Genomic DNA, 16,096 nt, shown 5'->3' with positions numbered 1-16,096 from the left:
GCTCCCGCAGGGCAGGTCAGCACGAGTGGACGGCAACCCTGAACAAGGAACGTGTTCGTGAGCAGCAACGCAGTCCTCACCCTCGACTGGCCGGCCATCGCGGGGAGCGGGTTGATGGTGAGCGTCCTCCTGCTGGCCCTCGTGGAGCGCCTGCGGCGTACGTTCGCCACCCGGCAGGACCTCGACGGTTTCGGTGACCGGCTGAACGCCCTGCAGAGCCTCTACCTGCAGGTGCGCGAGGCCGCCGACGAGGCGCGTGACCGGTCGGTCAATGTCCAGGCGGAGCAGAAATACCAGTGGGAGCGGATCGCGGAGCAGGTCATCCGGCCGCTGGAGCGCATCACCGACAAGCTGGAATCCGTGAGCGAGATCCAGGCGGCGCAGACGGCGTCGCTGGAGCACCTCGGGAAGTGGCTCGACCACACGGTCGCCCAGAACCATACGGCAAGGAGGTCGGAATGAAAGCAATTCGGGCACGGCTCGCCGCCATCCTGGCGAGCTTCGTCATGGCCGCGCTGGTGAACCACGGAATCGCGGAAGCCACGCCCGAGCTCACGGGCAGGATCGCGGGGTGGGTGGAGCACACCTTCGAGCTGGTGCTTTTCCTGGGGTACGCCGTGCTCCACCCCTGGATGCAGAAGCGCTGGAACCCCACCGGCGCCTTCACCGGGGAGGCCGCGCGCAGGCTGGAGCACGTGGCGCACGTGAACGGGAGCTGATCCCGCCGGGTGCGTTCCAGTACGGCATGAAGTACCCGCCCTTCGGGGCACCACGACACGAGAACGGCCCGGAGAGGCCCCGGCCCGGCACAGTGCCCGGGCGCGGGGCTTGTCTTTTAACCCTTTCGATGACTTCCAATGAACAAGCGGTTACTGCGATGGGTGGCGGGCATGGCGGCCGTCGTCCTCGGCATCTGCTCTCCACCGGGCGTTGCACCGGATGCGGCGGCACAGTGCAGCGGCAGCGAGTGCACCGACGTGACTCCCCCGTACATCTCGATCACGCCGGGAACGAGCACCCGCACCTCGGCGGACCTGGAGGTGAGGACCGAGGTGTGCGAGAACGACCTTCTCGACCTAGGTACGTTCCAGGTGCAGCTGAACGGCCATGACGTGAGCTTCCGCTTCGCAATCGGTCGAGGCACGAAGGCGGGGTGCCAGGATTACGCCGCTTCCGTGGGCAGCATTACCCTGAACCTGGGCACCAACTCCTTCTGGACGAGGATCTGCGACCGGGCGGAGAACTGCGCTGAACGCACCGAGGTCTACACCTACGATCCCGACGCGGACGTCTCGCCGCCCACGATCGAGATCCAGCCGCCGGGGGGAACATACACGAGCTCGCACCTTCCGGTGACGATCTCCTGGCGCGACGACAAGGGGCTGGACGGGAGCCGCCGCTCCGTGAAGCTGAACGGCATCGACGTCACAGGGAGCTTCACCTACAGCGGATCGGCGACCGCCGGCCTGTCGGAGGACACGGTCATCCTCGCGGTCGGGAGGAACACCCTGACCGCCTCCATCTGCGACCTGGCGGGGAAGTGCACCACGGTGCAGGCGGTGTACACCAGCGACACGTCCCCGCCGAAGGCGACGTTCACACCGGCCGGGGGCACGTACCCTGATTCGACGCTCGCGGTCAGGATCGACTGGGCGGACGACCAGGGCCTGAATGGAGACGGCCGCACGATCCACCTGAACGGTCAGGACCTCACGGAGAGCTTCAGCTACACCGCCGGGGAGACGAGCGGTAGCGCCGAGTCCGCCGACACGGTGAATCTGGCCCCGGGGTCCAACGAGCTGGCGGCGCGGATCTGCGACCTGGCGGGGAACTGCAGCACAAGCACGGTGACGTACCTGCGCTACCTCGGTGACCGCGTGGCGCCGGTCGTGAGCGCGCTGCCCCACAACGAGAGCTGGACCGCTGCGAGCGCGTTCGAGGCGGGCGCGAGCTACGGCACCGCGGCATACGTGACGCTGGACGTGCCACGCTCGGCGACCCTGCTCTACGCGGGCAGCCAGGCTTCCCCTATGGCCTTCGTGCAGGTCGACGCGGTGGACTACTCGGCCACGCCGCCGGAGATGGTTTCCATCTCGATCCGGGACGCGGCCGGCCGTCCGGTGTGGCTCGACAATGGGACCCAGGAGAACTTCTACGTCGGCGGGAACGGGACCATGCGCCTGGCCGCCCACTGGGACGCCGGCGCACTCACGACCGGGGCGCATACGTACACGGTCGTGGTCCGCAGCTGGTGGGGCAGGCAGTCCCTGGAGACCCGGCATTCCGTGCGGGTGCTCGTGGTGAACGAGCGCCGGAGCCCCTTCGGAGCGGGGTGGAGCCTGGCCGGGGTGCAGCGCCTCCACCCGCAGGGGGAGGGCGTCGTGGTCACCGGAGGCGACGGCTCGGCCGCGTACTTCGCGGTCGCTTCCTGCGACACCGATCCGCACGGGCAGCAGCGGTGCACCTACACCTCGCCGGCGGGGGATTTTTCCACCCTCAGGTACGAGGGCGGCCAGTACACGCGGACCTACCTGGACGGATCCTATCTCCACTTTTCAGCCGGCGGGCTGCTCTCTTCAGCTTCGGACCGTCTCGGCAACCGGACCGCTCTCTTCTGGACCACCTCGGGCCTGCTGGAGTCGGTCCAGGATCCCGCGGGGAGGTCCATCACCTTCGGGTACGACGGAAAGGGCAGGCTGTCCCGCATCCAGGATCCCACGGGGAGGGCCACGCTGTTCCAGGTGGATGCGGCGGGCGACCTGGTGCGGATCACGGAGCCGGACGGAATTGCCGCGCTCCGGGCCCACTACGACGCCCGGCACCGGATGCGCGCGCAGTGGGACCGGAACGGGAGCGGATGGAGCTACACGTACGACGCGGCGGGCAAGCTCGCCACGCTGACGCCGCCCCAGATCACCGCGGAGGGGCAGCAGGTGCGTCCAGAGACCCGGTTCCGCTCGCCGGAAGCGGTGATGCTCCCGGAGCCGGGCAAGGGGGCCTTCCTGAACCCTGCGCGACGCCTCCTGCCGAATGACGTATGGGCCCGGATCATGGAGCCCCGGGGCGACTCGGCCACCTTCGTGCTCGACCGCTGGGGCGCGGTGGCGCGGTACCGCGACCGGGAGGGGCGAATCGGAACCGTGCTGCGCAACGAACTAGGCCAGGACACGCTGGCGGTCACACCCAAGGGGGACACCACCAGCTACACCTGGAGCGGTCCCAACCTCGTCAAGGTGCACGGCCGGAACACGGGGTACACGGTCAACTACGACTACGACCTCCGCTTCAACCAGGTGCACTACGCGTGGGGAAGCGTTCCGGCTACCCGGATCTTCTACAACTCCCGCGGGCTCGTGGACAGCACCCTGGTCTGGGGCTCAGGCAGGGCGAAGACCAGCTACACCTACGACGCGCGCGGGCGGGTGAGAACGCTCACCGATCCCGAAGAGAACCGGTCCGAGTTCTTCTACGACGGCAACGCGTGGATGAACACCGATTCGGTACGGTCCGCGGTGGGGAGGACCGCGTTCACGTACGACTCGTTCGGCCGTCTCGCCACCACGCGGGACCCGCTGGACCACGTGAGCGCGGTGCGGTACGACGTCCTGAACCGCGTCAGAGCCTCGGTCAACGCGCTCATGGACAGCACGAGCTTCACGTACGACCCGCTCTTCCTCACCGCCGTCCGTGACGCCCGGGGGCAGACGTACGGGTTCGAGCAGAACGTGCTGGGATGGGACACCGCGCAGGTGGACCCCCGCGGCTCGCGCGAGCACACCACGTACGACGTGAGCGGCAACGTGCGCACCTACACGAACCGCCGCGGCCAGACGGTGGAGTTCTCCTACGACGCGTTCAACCGCCTGGAGGAGCGCCGGGCCGACGGCAAGCGCACCCGGTACACCTACGATCCGGCCGGCTTCTTCGTGGTGGTGAGCAACGAGGAGAGCATCGACACCGTCCGCACGGACACGATCGGCCGGGTGACGCACGAGATCGCGGTGCGGAGCGGGAAGAAGTACACGGTGCGGACAAGCTATGACTCGCGCGGGCGCCGGGGCGGAGTGCTGCTGTTCGTTCCGGGCGAGGAGTACGCCACGTTCCGGTCGGTGGATTACGTCTACGACGACGTAAACCGCCTGGATCGGATCAGCGCTTCGGGCTCCGAGACCCGGATCGGCTACAACGCGAACCGGCAGCCGATCCAGTTCCGGCTCCCCACGGGGGACACCGTCGACGTGTCGTACCCGGCCACCGGGACGGTGGGGAGCATCCGCTACCGGGACGTGGCGCTGAACCAGGCCGCGGGGGTGCTGTACCGGCACGACCCCCTCCGCCGCGTGCTGGAGCGCAGGAGCGCGGTGGGCGACACCGTGCGGGAGTACCGCTACGATCCGGTCGGGCGCCTGAAGGGGCACGTGGACCTCCTCGATCACCCGGAGAGCTGCGTGTGGGATCCGTCGTACGCGGAGCTGTGCACCGGCGGTACGCAGGACACGCTCCGGACCCGGACGTACGCCTACGACGCGGTGGGGAACCGCATCGACGGGGCAGGCGCCGTGGAGCCGGGCAACCGCCTCCGCTACGTGCGGGGCGACTCGCTGGAGTACGACGCGGACGGCAACGTCACCCGCAAGTACAGGCCGGGCTTCGAGCAGCGCTTCTTCTGGAGCTCGCTGGGGCAGCTGGACAGTGTGCGCACCACCCGCTCCGGTGTGGCGGAAACCGTCCGCTTCGGCTATGATGGGCTCGGCCGCCGGGTGCGCAAGAGCACGGACGCGGGCACGGCGGGCTACGTGTACGACGGGCAGCAGGCGGTGCTGGAGCTGGACGGCGCAGGCGCGGTACGGGCGTGGTATGCCTTCTATCCGGGGGTGGACCGGCCCTACCTGATGGAGCGCGGCGGCGCACGCTACTACTACCTGACCGAAGTCCCGGGGCACGTGGCGGGGCTGATCGACAGCACGGGGGTGCTGGTCAACCAGTACCGCTACAGCCCCTTCGGCGAGGCGGAGGTCGTGCGCGAGCAGGTGCAGAACCCGCTGCGCTTCACCGCCCGGGAGTACGATGCGGAGACGGGGCTGTATTATTACCGGGCCCGCTACTACGATCCTGCTCTGGCGCGCTTCATCAGCGAGGACCCAATCAGGCTGGAAGGGGGGATCAACCCGTACGCGTATGCCGCGAATGACCCGGTCAACCGCACGGACCCCAGTGGCCTGACTCCAGAATGCTACTATCTCGTGACGACTTGGAGGGTTACCACTCGACGTGGCGGAAGGATCATCGACCAGTATACTTACCAGACCCGTGAGTTCCTGTACTGTGACCCTCGACCCGCTGAGCAAGGGCTGGATTCCGAGAGGGATCGGCTTCAGGGGCAGGCGCAGCAACAAGAGCAGCCTCTTGGCGTATGCTCAGCGTCCTCAATCATCAACAACCCGTTTGTCAGAGCGGCAGGGAGCGACGCGTACGCGCGGGCGGTCCGGTCGGGACGTGTTTGGCACGAAAGGCGGGAGCAGGGAAATTGGCTGATTCCCACACCGAAGGGCGGATACAAGATTGCTCCCTCGGCTCCCGGATTGACCGATGTGCGAATGGCTCCTGGTGAGCCGCCAGGCGGCGCCACGTGGCTGGTGCATTCGCATCTGTATCGCAGGGCTCCCGGTGTACCCGGACAAAGCCTCAGCGTAAACGATACAGCTTGGGCCCGTGCCACCAACAAGGGGATAATGGCCTTCGGACCAGACAGCATCTCGTGGGCCTTACCCGGTGGCCCGATCTACAACTGTCCACGATAAGAAGGATAGGATTGATGAGGAACACGTGCAGTTCCGCGATCCAGTGGCTCTCTCGTGCGGCAATCGTCTTGATTGGGATGGGAGCCGTCACGACTGCTTGCGGGCGTGAACCGTCTCCAGAGGTCGATACCGGTGTGGCACGTGTAGAGAACATGGTCCTGCAGTCGCCACCCCGCGGCGACAGTGCGTGGGCTGTGATTGTCGCATGGGGAGCTTTCGTAGCCCGAACTCCCGGGTATCCCATCACGGTATCAGACTACAGTCGAGATGGAGAGGACCATCTGGTCACCTTTTCACCCACAGAGCTCGGCTTAGGAGGTAGTGGAACCGTAAGGGTTGGACCAGACGGCACTACCACAATCGTGGACCTTCAGCAGTAAGCGCGCAGGAGCTTACTATTCCGAATGGCTCGCCCAGACAGGGCGAGCCATTCGATGTACATGCGCAAGCAGGTGGAGAACCCGCTACGCTTCACCGCACGGGAGTACGATCCGGAGACGGGGCTGTACTACTACCGTGCGCGCTACTACGATCCCGCTCTGGCGCGGTTCATCAGCGAGGACCCGATCGGGCTGGAAGGAGGAATCAACCCGTACGCCTACGCGGGCAACGACCCGGTCAACTTCACCGATCCGTTCGGGCTGTGTGTGGGAGTTGGGAGTACGGGCAGAGGTGTGCACACGGTTGCGTGCCCGTTCCACGACCGCGCCGAGATCCCCTGGGGCCTGCAGTCCGCCGGAGCTGCGCTGGAGAGGGACTGGGAAGCATTCCAGAAGATGTTCCGCGACATGCAGGCGGAAGTGCTGAGGAACGCCGGCTCGTCCGAGTTCTGGTCGGATGCCACATTAGGAGGTAGCTCGGTATGCGGACACCCCAATGCTGATCCGAACCGCTGTGTTGTCGCGGCTACGTTCGCGGATTGGATCGGACCGGGAGGGGCGTCGAGGGGCTTGGTTCAGGCCACTCGTGCGACGAAAGCCATTAACCTTCCAGGCTGGCGAAAGATCAGTATCGACATGGAGCACATCACTTCCGGTCATATGGCGGGAGGGAGCCGGGTAAGCCCACTGAAGACATTGTTCCCAGCAGGGATGTCCGCGAGAGCAGTGGAACGAGTAGTAAGGCAGGCATACCGAAACGCAGGAGACAAGCTCGCATCCCAGGGAGAAAGGGTGCTGTTGCAAGGCGAATATGGTGGCCTCACGATCCAGATGTGGATCAATAGGGCAACGAAGAGAATCGAGACCGCATACCCCGTATGGTAGAAAGGACGCACATGACCAGGCTACCACACGACGAGCAAGCAGACATCAACTTTGTAACTGACCGGTCATCCTTGGAGCGATCCGCATACGGTCAAGTGAGTGGCCGAATCCACGCAAGGATTGGCGAGAGTGCATTCCCAGAACAGCACTGGTCGGACTCGGTCGTCACTCTCTTGACATGGTGGCTAGAGGTAGTCCTCAACCTCCTCTCACGCGAGAAATCATCCGTCCGATTGAGATTTATGGACGGCCCGTTCTGGATGGATGTGCTGCCGAGATCGGAGGCGCTTTGGGCAGTGCAATGTAGGAATGGTACCCAAGGCAGGGTCATGCACGAAAGCTTTGTAGCACCCGAAGCCATGGCGAGGGCGTTGCTGAATGTGGCTACCACAATACTTGAGGAATGTGCAGCCCGGGGCTGGGATTCGCGGGAGATCAGCCGTCTGGCAGAGCTCCGGGGCAGACTGGAGGCCATGGTGGCTTCGTGATTATTGCCCCTGACGAACTGATCCAGCGCTGACTATGGGAATACGCGGGTCCGGCCAAACGAGGCCGGACTCGTGTACCATGCTGCCCCTCAAATGGCAAACTGGCGGTCGGTTCCGGTGGACTGGGCCTACCTGATGGAGCGCGGCGGCAAGCGGTTCTACTCCCTGACCGAAGTCCCGGGGCACGTAGCGGGGCTGATCGACAGCACGGGGGCGCTGGTCAACCAGTACCGCTACAGCCCCTTCGGCGAGGCGGAGGTCGTGCGCGAGCAGGTGGAGAACCCGCTGCGCTTCACCGCACGGGAGTACGACGCGGAGACCGGGCTGTACTACTACCGAGCCCGCTACTACGACCCCGCGCTGGCGCGGTTCATCAGCGAGGACCCGATCGGGCTGGAAGGAGGAATCAACCCGTACGCCTACGCGGGCAACGATCCGGTCAACTTCACCGATCCCTTCGGGCTGTGTGTGGGAGTTGGGAGTACGGGCAGAGGTGTGCACACGGTTGCGTGCCCGTTCCACGACCGCGCCGAGATCCCCTGGGGCCTGCAGTCCGCCGGAGCTGCGCTGGAGCGGGACTGGGAAGAGTTTGCAAAGCACTTCCAGGCGTTGATGTTAGCATGGTGGGAGGGATACAATGTTGCTATCTCCGACCCTCTCGCCGACCCGCCGCCTGGAGGGAGTTTCGGATGGTGGATTGGAAAGTTCTCGCTGGTAGCAGGTACTGCTGGGACCGCGAGCAGATTCGGAACAGTGCGCAGTGGCGGAGGCACTGTCGCAGCGACTAGTGCTGGTGGGCGGCCCTGGTTCGCACCTGCCGCTGGTGAAACTCGCGTCAGCCGTTGGATGAGTGAGGCCGAGTTTAGAGCTATGAGGCAGACGGGCACCCTGCAGGTCGGGGCAAACGGAAGAACGTACGTGACAGCCGTGGGTGCCCCGAAGCCCGGGGGAACCGGCAACATAAGGGTGGACTTCAACGTTCCATCTGAGGCTCTTCAAAGGGCGAGCCAGGCAGACTGGTTCCAAATCTTCAGTGCCGGTCGGAACATCCCTATCAATGGAATTGTGCGAGTACCATGAGCACCATCTACCGCTGTCTGCTATCGACGCATGACGAAGCAATGCAGGTGCTGGATTCTGCACAGGGAGTAGACGCCGCCTATGACGTCTTTGAGGCGAAGGCGACGAACGAGGCAGGACGCGATGTGACGATTTTTCGCGCAAGAACCGCAGAGGTGGTTTTGCGCGCTGGTCAGCTACATCCATCAGATCGCGCTACGTTAGCTTTCTACGGCCCGTTTTTGTATGAGGTGGCGTTCAGTGTACATGAGCTCACCCAGGAAAGTGGTGGTCTCGCCTGGGATGCGCTCACAGCGGTTAACGTCTCTCAGCCATGTACAGTATGGCTCAACCGCATGACGTATGGCGAGAGGCAGATCCAGCCAGTCGCACCTGTCCGATACGTCCCCTTCTCAGATGGTACAGAGGGCTACGTTCTTGAAGCGGAGGAGTTGGCAGAGCTACTTGGAACCTAGATATGCAGTACTCCCGCGTTTGGTGGGGCACATGAGATAGATGCCTGGTGTGGGTGGGGAAGTCAGCCCGATTTCCCCACCTGTACAGTGATAATGTTCCCCTGACAGTTGCCTCCGCCGGGTGCGCAAGAGCACGGACGGGGGCACGGTGGGCTACGTGTACGACGGGCAGCAGGCGGTGCTGGAACTGGACGGCGCAGGTGCGGTGCGGGCTTGGTACGCCTTCTACCCGGGGGTGAACCGGCCCTACCTGATGGAGCGCGGCGGTGAGCGCTACTACTACCTGACCGAAGTCCCGGGGCACGTGGCGGGGCTGATCGACAGCACGGGGGCGCTGGTCAACCAGTACCGCTACAGCCCCTTCGGCGAGGCCGAGGTCGTACGCGAGCAGGTGCAGAACCCATTGCGCTTCACCGCCCGGGAGTACGATGCGGAGACCGGGCTGTACTACTACCGTGCGCGCTACTACGATCCCGCGCTGGCGCGGTTCATCAGCGAGGACCCGATCGGGCTGGAAGGAGGGATCAACCCGTACGCCTACGCGGGCAACGATCCGGTCAACTTCACCGATCCCTTCGGGCTGTGTGTGGGAGTTGGGAGTACGGGCAGAGGTGTGCACACGGTTGCGTGCCCGTTCCACGACCGCGCCGAGATGCCTTGGGGCCTGCAGTCCGCCGGAGCTGCGCTGGAGAGGGACTGGGAAGCATTCCAGAAGATGTTCCGCGATATGCAGGCGGAAGTGCTGAGGAACGCTACCTCTTCCGAGTTCTGGTCCGATGCCATGTTCGGAGATAGCTCGATATGCGGGCACCCCGAGGCTGATCCAAACCGCTGCACCGTCGCGGCTACGTTCCCGGATTGGATCGGACCAGGAGGGGCCGCGCGTCGCAATGCATTTGCGCCTCTTGGCCAAGTACGGGAAGGGTGGTTCCAGAGTACTTCAGAATGGTCGCATTCGCTACTATGGGCGGCTGAGCCCCGCGCAAGAGCAGGGCACCATGATCGGGAGACGGAAGGCGAGGGAATGGAACCCCGTCACGGGTGCGATGAGGACATGGCACGAGACTTTGGATGCTGCGGGCCGCGTACGCATCGTGCGGCCTATCCAATCCCGAATTCACTACATGTTCGACGAGGGAGGAAGGTACATTGGAACGTTCTAGCGAAAGGCCACTCCCAAGCCGAGCAGAAGTTGAACAGCGGCTGTTCGAGCTGATTGCAGGTCGCGCTTCACGGGAAGAAATCAGTATGTGGGCTGCACAATGGGTCGCGATGGACGATCCGCACGTTTCGGACGAGGCAGTGTGGGACGTGCTTGATCGCCTTTCTGGCGCTGATACAATCAGCACGGATCGTCCATACCTATACGGGGAGGAGGACTTCCGCAGCTGGTTGAACGACTTGCGCCAGACTCAGCCACGTCCGACGGAGTAGGCTCCCTTCAAGATTACTCGACGCGCGACGCAACGGGAGCGGAACGAGGTTTCGGCCTCGTCCCGCTTTCGGCGCTTCCGGAGGTGCAATTCATCCAAGCGAGCAAACACGGCATGGCAGGGACAGTAAGGATCGGCGACATCGTCGAGATTACCACTCGAAAGGGGCTGGCCTATGCGCAGTACACGCACAAGCACCCGCAATTTGGTGCGCTTCTGCGCGTTCTTCGTGGTCTTCATAGTGAACGACCTGCAAATTTCCATGCTTTAGCCGAGGAGCACCCGCAGTTTTCAACCTTCTTCCCACTCCAGGCCGCTTGGAACCGCGGCATTGTGCAGATCGTGAGCAACGTGCCTGTAGCCGAGCATGCGGCAGCGTTCCCGATCTTTCGAGATGGCGTGCAGGATCCATATACGGGGAGAGTGCGCTGGTGGCTTTGGGACGGGGAGACAGAGTGGTCTGTGGATGAACTCACAGCTGAGCAAGAGAAGGCGCCAATCAGGGAGATCATCAATGACACCCTGCTGATTGAGAGAATCGAGTCGAATTGGAGTTCTGAGCGCGATAGCTTCTGACAAGCTATCGCCGTACGACACTACAGCCTGCCCCACCCCTCCATCCCGTCAACCGTGGAGCCTCCAAGCGGCTCGCTCTACTCCCCGGCGGGCACGACTGTCAGGCGAATCGCATCACTGCACAACCAGGGATGTGGCCTCCTCACATAGCTTGAGCCTCGATCACGCTCAGCGGCGACCTGGTCGGAACCGTTCTCGTCAGCCGCAGCCCGGACGCCTCCAGCAGCGCCCGGTACTCCTCCTCCGTGCGCTCCCTGCCGCCGGTTCCCATCAGCATCTGCACGTCCAGGAGCTTGGAGGGGCTCGGCTCGTTCCCCACGGGAACGACCATCTCGACGATCAGCACCCTTCCGTTCTCATCCATGGCCGAGGCCACGTTCCGCAGGATCCGGATGCTGCGCTCGTCGTCCCAGTCGTGGACGACGTGCTTGAGCACGTAGGCGTCCGCGCCCGGTGGAACGGACTCGAAGAAGTCCCCCGACACCAGCTCCACCCGGTCGGCCACCCCCTCCCTGCCGAGCAGCTCGCCCGCGCCCCCGACCACCGGAGGGAGGTCGAACAGGACGCCCTGCGCCCCGGGGTTCGCCTTCAGGATCCCGGCGAGCAGGATCCCTTGGCCGCCGGCCACGTCGACCACCCGCCGGAAGCGGGAGAAGTCGTAGCCCCCGACGACCGCCGGCACCGCAGCCCAGGAGTTGCTCGTCATGGCGCGGTTGAAGAGCTCGCCGGCCGCCGGATCCCGTTCCAGCAGCTCGAAGATCTCCATGCCGTACGCCTTCCGGACCGCCGTTCCGCCGGTCCGGACGCTGTGCATCAGCTCGCCGTACATGCGCCAGTGCCACTCTCCGCCCATCATCCGGGTGATGTCGCGCATGGAGTCCGGCACGTCGCTCCGGAGCAGCGCGGCGGTCGGGGTGAGCTCGAAGGTCCCGTCGGGACGCTCCGCGAAGATCCCGACGCCCGCCAGCATGCGGAGCACCCGGTACAGCGACAGCGCATGCGTGTCCGTCCGGGAGGCCAGCTCGGCCGCGGTCTGCGGCCGCTCGGCGAGCAGGTCCGCGATCCCTCCGTGTTCGTGGCTTGATCCTGCTGGGTCATCTTTCTCACTCCTCGCGTAGGCGGTCCGGCGTCTCCGGGCTCCCCGGTGCGCGAACGAAAAGCTTGCGCGACGAACCGGCCCCGGCATCATTGCTCGGGGGGGCGGGGAGGGGAGGCGGCCCGCACCGGCCGTCGAGCTCCCATAGACGATGCGGTGGGACGGCGTGCCGGGGTATCGCCATTTCCAGGGGGAGCCGTGACACCAGCCGTTCGACTGACCACGCGGGCGGAGCGCGAGACGCTCCGCTCGATCAAGCGGGCCTGCTATGCGGGGCTGGACTCGGTGACGCTGCGCCAGGAGGTGGGGCGGCGCGCGGCCGCGATCGTGCCCGCCGAAGCGTACGGGCTCATGGCCCACGATCCGGATACGGGGCTCTTCACCCACGGCTGGGCGGAACGGCTGTCGGGGCGCTACCTGCAGAGCTACATCGAGGAGGTCTACCCCTCCGAGATCGCCGAATTCATCGACCTGGCCCGCTCCGGCCTGACCACGTCGCTGCACAGCTCCGAGCCGTCCATGGAGCTGCTCCGGGCGGAGGGGCTGGAGCACACGCTCCACGCCGCCCTGTGCGTCGAAGAGGAGATGTGGGGGTCGTGGTGCCTGTTCCGTGAGCCGTCCTCCAGGTCGTTCGGTGAGAGGGAGGCGCGCTTCCTCCGCGCCGTCGCGCCCCACGTCGCGCGGGGGCTGAAGGCCGCCGCCGCGATCGAGGCGGCGAGGGAGGGCGCGGGCGCGGCGGAGGGCTCCGGGCCGGGCGTGATCGTGCTGGACGGCCGGAGCCGCATCGTGCTCCGCAGCGGGCCCGCGTCGGCGCAGCTGGGTGACCTCGCCGACGTCGGCCACCCCGCGGAGACGCTTCCGAGCGCCGTCGTCAGCGTCCTGGCGCAGCTGCGGGCCGAACGGGCGTGCACGGCGGACCCGCTCCCCCTGAGCACGGGGCTCCGCACGCAGGGCCGCTCCGGGCTCTGGTACGCGCTGCGGGCCTCGCGTGCGGAGCCGGACGAATCCGGCGAATCCGCGACGGTGGTGGTGATCGAGCCGGCCACGCCGCGCGACCCCGTGCCGATCCTGGCGCAGCGGTACGGCCTCACCCCGAGGGAGCGCGAGGTGGTCCTGCGTGCCGCCCGCGGCGACTCGACCAAGCAGATCGCCGCACGGCTCGGCCTGTCCGTCCACACCGTTCAGCACCACCTGAACCATGCCGGCGACAAGGTCGGCGCGCGGGGGCGCAAGGCGCTTCTGGCCAGGCTCTTCTTCGATTCCGCGGCCCCGCCCGGCGGCTGAGGCCCCGGGTGCGCACGCGGGCGCGAGCCGCCGGTCGGCTCCCCGTCACTCCACCACGACGGTCCCCTTCATGAACGGGTGCGGCTCGCAGTGGTAGGCGAACCGGCCCGCCTGGTCGAAGGTGCGCGAGTAGGTGGCCTTCGGCACCAGCAGCCCCGAGTCCCACCCGGAGGCGTCCGAGGTGCTGGTGTGCGCCTCGGTGTCGCAGTTCACCCAGGTCACCCGCGTCCCCCGGCTCACGCGGATCTCCCCGCCCCCGAAGGCGAAGTTGCGGATCTGCACGGTGGACGCCGTGGGCGAGGCGCACAGGTCCTGGCCCGGGGGCGTTTCGGTGATGGCGCTCCGCTCGGAGAAGCACCCGGAGAGCGCGGCGCCCGAGGCGAGCGCCAGGCCCAGGAGGCGGAGGATCGGTCTGTTTCTCATGGCGCCCGGACCACCACCGTCCCCTTCATGAAGGGGTGCGGGGTGCAGGAGAAGGGGTAGGTGCCCGGCGTGTCGAAGGTGCGGCGCCAGGTGGCGCCGGGCTCGATCAGGCCGGAGTCGAAGCCGCCGTCGGTCGCGGTGACGGTGTGGGCCATGGGGTCCTCGTTCTTCCACTCCACCGTGGTGCCCGCCGCCACCTCGATGCGCGCGGGCGTGTACGCGAAGCCCCGCATCCCCGCCCGGACCAGCGCCCCCCCGGCCGCGGGAGCCTCCGCCGACGGCGTGGCAGCCGCGGCGGGCACGGCCTCCGTAGGCGGCGGCACGGCGGCCACCCCGCCGCCGCTCCCGAACCAGCGCCGCAGCGTCAGCGGCACCGTGAACTCGAAGCCGTAGCGGACCCGTTCGCCCCCGCGCGAGATCCCCTGCAGCGTGGTCGTGTAGGTGTTGGACGCATGCACGGAGAGGCTGTGCGGGGTGTGCGGGATCGCCAGGTGGAGGCCCGCGCTCCAGGCCATCTCCTCCCCCTCCTCCCGGTTCAGCAGCGTGGCCGCGTCCCCCGCCACCGCCCACCACCGCCCCAGGCGGAAGGTGGCTCCCCCCGCCGCGGCGAAGCGCGTGTTCCCGGTCTCGAACGGGTCCGACATGACCCGCGCCGCGCCGATCACCCGGAGCGGCCCCAGCCGCCGCGCCAGCGACACCTCCCCGTCCACCCCCTCGGCCGCCAGGTTGTAGCCCACCTGTCCGGCCACGTCCAGCGGCGCCCCGTCGTCCTGTGAGAAGAGGCGGTGCCGCGCGAAGAACTCCCACTCGTTGGGGTAGCGCGGCGCCAGCACCGAGTTGGTGGCGTAGTGCACCCCCAGCAGGGTGCGGGAGGGAAGCCCCGCCGCCACCGTGAAGGTGGGGGTGTTGGACACCTTCCGCTCCGGCGAGGCGCTCGCGGTGAAGCGGTGCATGAAGTTGAAGTACAGCGTCCCGCTCGTCCCCACCCACGCTCCCGACAGGTTGGGCGGGCGGTCCAGCAGCGACTGGGCCCCCGCCGCGCCCGCGGGCGTCCCCGCCGCGAGCGCCAGCGCGCAGAGCCCCGCCCGGGAACGGCTCCGCCACGCCCTCATTGGACGGTCACCGTTCCCCGCATCCCCATCGCCATGTGCGGCATGCAGTAGAAGGGGTAGGTCCCGGGGGCGACGTTCGCGAAGGAGACGGTGTAGCTCTCCCCCGGCTTGGTGAGGAGCGGCCCGGCCAGCGGCGACATGGTTTCCGGCATCCCGGCCGCGAGCGCGCGCTCGGCCGGGTCGGGGATCTTCTCCGCGTCGAAGGCCACGTTGTGCGGCCCTCCCGAGACCATCACGAACTTCACCCGGTCGCCCTGCTTCACCGTGAGCTTCGCGGGGACGAAGCGGTAGGCGCTCCCCTCCTGGACCATGCGGACCTCGTGCACGGCGGGGGCGGGCTCCGGCGCCAGCATCCGCGTGAATGCCACGGGGAAGGGGAGGAGGAGCCCGGCCATCAGCGTCCATCCGATCATCTGCATGCGTTCATCCCTCCGTGCTGGTGTTGGAGTGGGTGTGGGCGTGCGCCGCCGCGACGCGGGTCACTGGACCACCACGCGCCCGGTCATCCCGCTGTGCCGGGTGCAGACGTACGGGTAGCTCCCGGCCGTGCCGAAGGTTCGCGAAACGGAGGTCCCCGCGCGGGTGTCGGGGATACTCCCGCCCGGAGGGGCGGTGCCCTGGAAAGTGACGTTGTGCGTGGCCCCGCCGATCTGCCACGTCACCGTGGTCCCCGCCGCGACCGTCACCTCCGCGGGGCTGAAGGAGGTCCCGGGCGTGGTGACGGTCACGCTCGCGGGCGGCGGAGTGGTGGGCGGGTTCGCCGGCGGGTTGGCGGGAGGCGTGCCGCCGGTGACCACCACCGTCCCGGTCTTTCCCTTGCTCTCGTGCCGGGCGCACCGGTAGGTGTAGGTGCCCGGGGTGGGGAAGGTGCGCGACACCGAGACGCCCCGGTCCGTCCTGGGGACGTTCCCGCCCGGGGGCGCGGGGCCGTCCCAGGTGATGTCGTGCTCGTCGTCGCCCATGTTCCAGGTGACCGTCCCTCCCACCGCGATGGTGACCGCCGACGGCGAGAAGGAGTGGTCCCCCACGTTCACGGTCACCGTAGCCGGGTCGGGGCTGCCGGGAGGTGCGGGGGTGGTGGGC

At 66.8% G+C, this 16,096-nt stretch carries 14 protein-coding genes; 9 read left to right on the top strand and 5 right to left on the bottom strand.

The window, feature by feature from the left end; all coding sequences use genetic code 11:
* The first annotated feature begins 57 nt into the window (after positions 1-57).
* The 8 genes from VGR37_09015 to VGR37_08980 all read left to right on the top strand — a co-directional run bounded on the left by VGR37_09015 (position 58) and on the right by VGR37_08980 (position 11,098).
* Positions 58-462 carry a hypothetical protein gene (locus tag VGR37_09015; GenBank protein HEV2147526.1) on the top strand — a complete coding sequence of 135 codons (405 nt, stop codon included), beginning with the start codon at positions 58-60 and terminating at the stop codon, positions 460-462.
* Positions 459-719, top strand: a complete 261-nt coding sequence (locus tag VGR37_09010) for a hypothetical protein (protein HEV2147525.1) — start codon at positions 459-461, stop codon at positions 717-719. The genes VGR37_09015 and VGR37_09010 overlap by 4 nt, the downstream gene beginning before the upstream one ends.
* A gap of 258 nt (positions 720-977) precedes the next feature.
* Entirely contained in the window at positions 978-5,801 is a 4,824-nt protein-coding gene (locus VGR37_09005) for an RHS repeat-associated core domain-containing protein (protein ID HEV2147524.1), read from the top strand.
* Positions 5,802-6,235: 434 nt separating this feature from the next.
* Positions 6,236-7,066: an RHS repeat-associated core domain-containing protein gene (locus VGR37_09000; protein ID HEV2147523.1), complete on the top strand. Its 831-nt coding sequence runs from the start codon at positions 6,236-6,238 to the stop codon at positions 7,064-7,066.
* Positions 7,067-7,671: 605 nt separating this feature from the next.
* The gene (locus VGR37_08995; protein ID HEV2147522.1) at positions 7,672-8,634 is read left to right on the top strand and encodes an RHS repeat-associated core domain-containing protein; all 963 of its coding nucleotides are present in this window, start codon (positions 7,672-7,674) and stop codon (positions 8,632-8,634) included.
* Entirely contained in the window at positions 8,631-9,089 is a 459-nt protein-coding gene (locus VGR37_08990) for a hypothetical protein (GenBank protein HEV2147521.1), read from the top strand. The genes VGR37_08995 and VGR37_08990 overlap by 4 nt, the downstream gene beginning before the upstream one ends.
* Positions 9,090-9,237: 148 nt before the next feature.
* Positions 9,238-10,305 carry an RHS repeat-associated core domain-containing protein gene (locus VGR37_08985; protein HEV2147520.1) on the top strand — a complete coding sequence of 356 codons (1,068 nt, stop codon included), beginning with the start codon at positions 9,238-9,240 and terminating at the stop codon, positions 10,303-10,305.
* Positions 10,306-10,606: 301 nt separating this feature from the next.
* Positions 10,607-11,098, top strand: a complete 492-nt coding sequence (locus tag VGR37_08980; protein HEV2147519.1) for a hypothetical protein — start codon at positions 10,607-10,609, stop codon at positions 11,096-11,098.
* A gap of 142 nt (positions 11,099-11,240) precedes the next feature.
* Here VGR37_08980 and VGR37_08975 read toward each other — a convergent pair whose 3' ends face one another.
* Positions 11,241-12,068 (bottom strand): methyltransferase, encoded by an 828-nt coding sequence (locus VGR37_08975; protein HEV2147518.1) that lies wholly within the window; start codon positions 12,066-12,068, stop codon positions 11,241-11,243.
* Positions 12,069-12,392: 324 nt separating this feature from the next.
* Between VGR37_08975 and VGR37_08970 the strand changes: the two genes are divergently transcribed.
* Positions 12,393-13,478 (top strand): helix-turn-helix transcriptional regulator, encoded by a 1,086-nt coding sequence (locus VGR37_08970; protein HEV2147517.1) that lies wholly within the window; start codon positions 12,393-12,395, stop codon positions 13,476-13,478.
* Between the two features lie 45 nt (positions 13,479-13,523).
* On the opposite strand, the gene VGR37_08965 is transcribed toward VGR37_08970, so the two are convergent.
* From VGR37_08965 to VGR37_08950, 4 genes are all read right to left on the bottom strand, one after another.
* Complete coding sequence (locus tag VGR37_08965) at positions 13,524-13,901, bottom strand: cupredoxin family copper-binding protein (protein HEV2147516.1); 378 nt, start codon at positions 13,899-13,901, stop codon at positions 13,524-13,526.
* Positions 13,898-15,013, bottom strand: coding sequence for a cupredoxin family copper-binding protein (locus VGR37_08960; protein HEV2147515.1), 1,116 nt, complete (start codon positions 15,011-15,013; stop codon positions 13,898-13,900). The genes VGR37_08965 and VGR37_08960 overlap by 4 nt, the downstream gene beginning before the upstream one ends.
* A complete protein-coding gene (gene petE, locus VGR37_08955) occupies positions 15,010-15,432 on the bottom strand; it encodes a plastocyanin (protein ID HEV2147514.1) in 423 nt (140 codons plus the stop codon). The genes VGR37_08960 and petE overlap by 4 nt, the downstream gene beginning before the upstream one ends.
* 60 nt (positions 15,433-15,492) lie before the next feature.
* Positions 15,493-16,096, bottom strand: a 604-nt coding sequence (locus VGR37_08950) for a plastocyanin/azurin family copper-binding protein (protein HEV2147513.1), incomplete at its 5' end; no start/stop codon positions are given.

The sequence above is a fragment of the Longimicrobiaceae bacterium genome (assembly GCA_035936415.1).
Classification (GTDB): domain Bacteria; phylum Gemmatimonadota; class Gemmatimonadetes; order Longimicrobiales; family Longimicrobiaceae; genus JAFAYN01.
This window is presented reverse-complemented; position numbering and strand designations above follow the sequence as displayed.

Coding starts and splice junctions, on each gene's coding strand:
- VGR37_09010 (HEV2147525.1), top strand. CDS start 459: ATGAAAGCAATTCGGGCACGGCTCGCCGCCATCCTGGCGAGCTTCGTC.
- VGR37_09000 (HEV2147523.1), top strand. CDS start 6,236: ATGTACATGCGCAAGCAGGTGGAGAACCCGCTACGCTTCACCGCACGG.
- VGR37_08990 (HEV2147521.1), top strand. CDS start 8,631: ATGAGCACCATCTACCGCTGTCTGCTATCGACGCATGACGAAGCAATG.
- VGR37_08975 (HEV2147518.1), bottom strand. CDS start 12,068: ATGCTGGCGGGCGTCGGGATCTTCGCGGAGCGTCCCGACGGGACCTTC.
- VGR37_08965 (HEV2147516.1), bottom strand. CDS start 13,901: ATGAGAAACAGACCGATCCTCCGCCTCCTGGGCCTGGCGCTCGCCTCG.
- VGR37_08960 (HEV2147515.1), bottom strand. CDS start 15,013: ATGAGGGCGTGGCGGAGCCGTTCCCGGGCGGGGCTCTGCGCGCTGGCG.
- petE (HEV2147514.1), bottom strand. CDS start 15,432: ATGCAGATGATCGGATGGACGCTGATGGCCGGGCTCCTCCTCCCCTTC.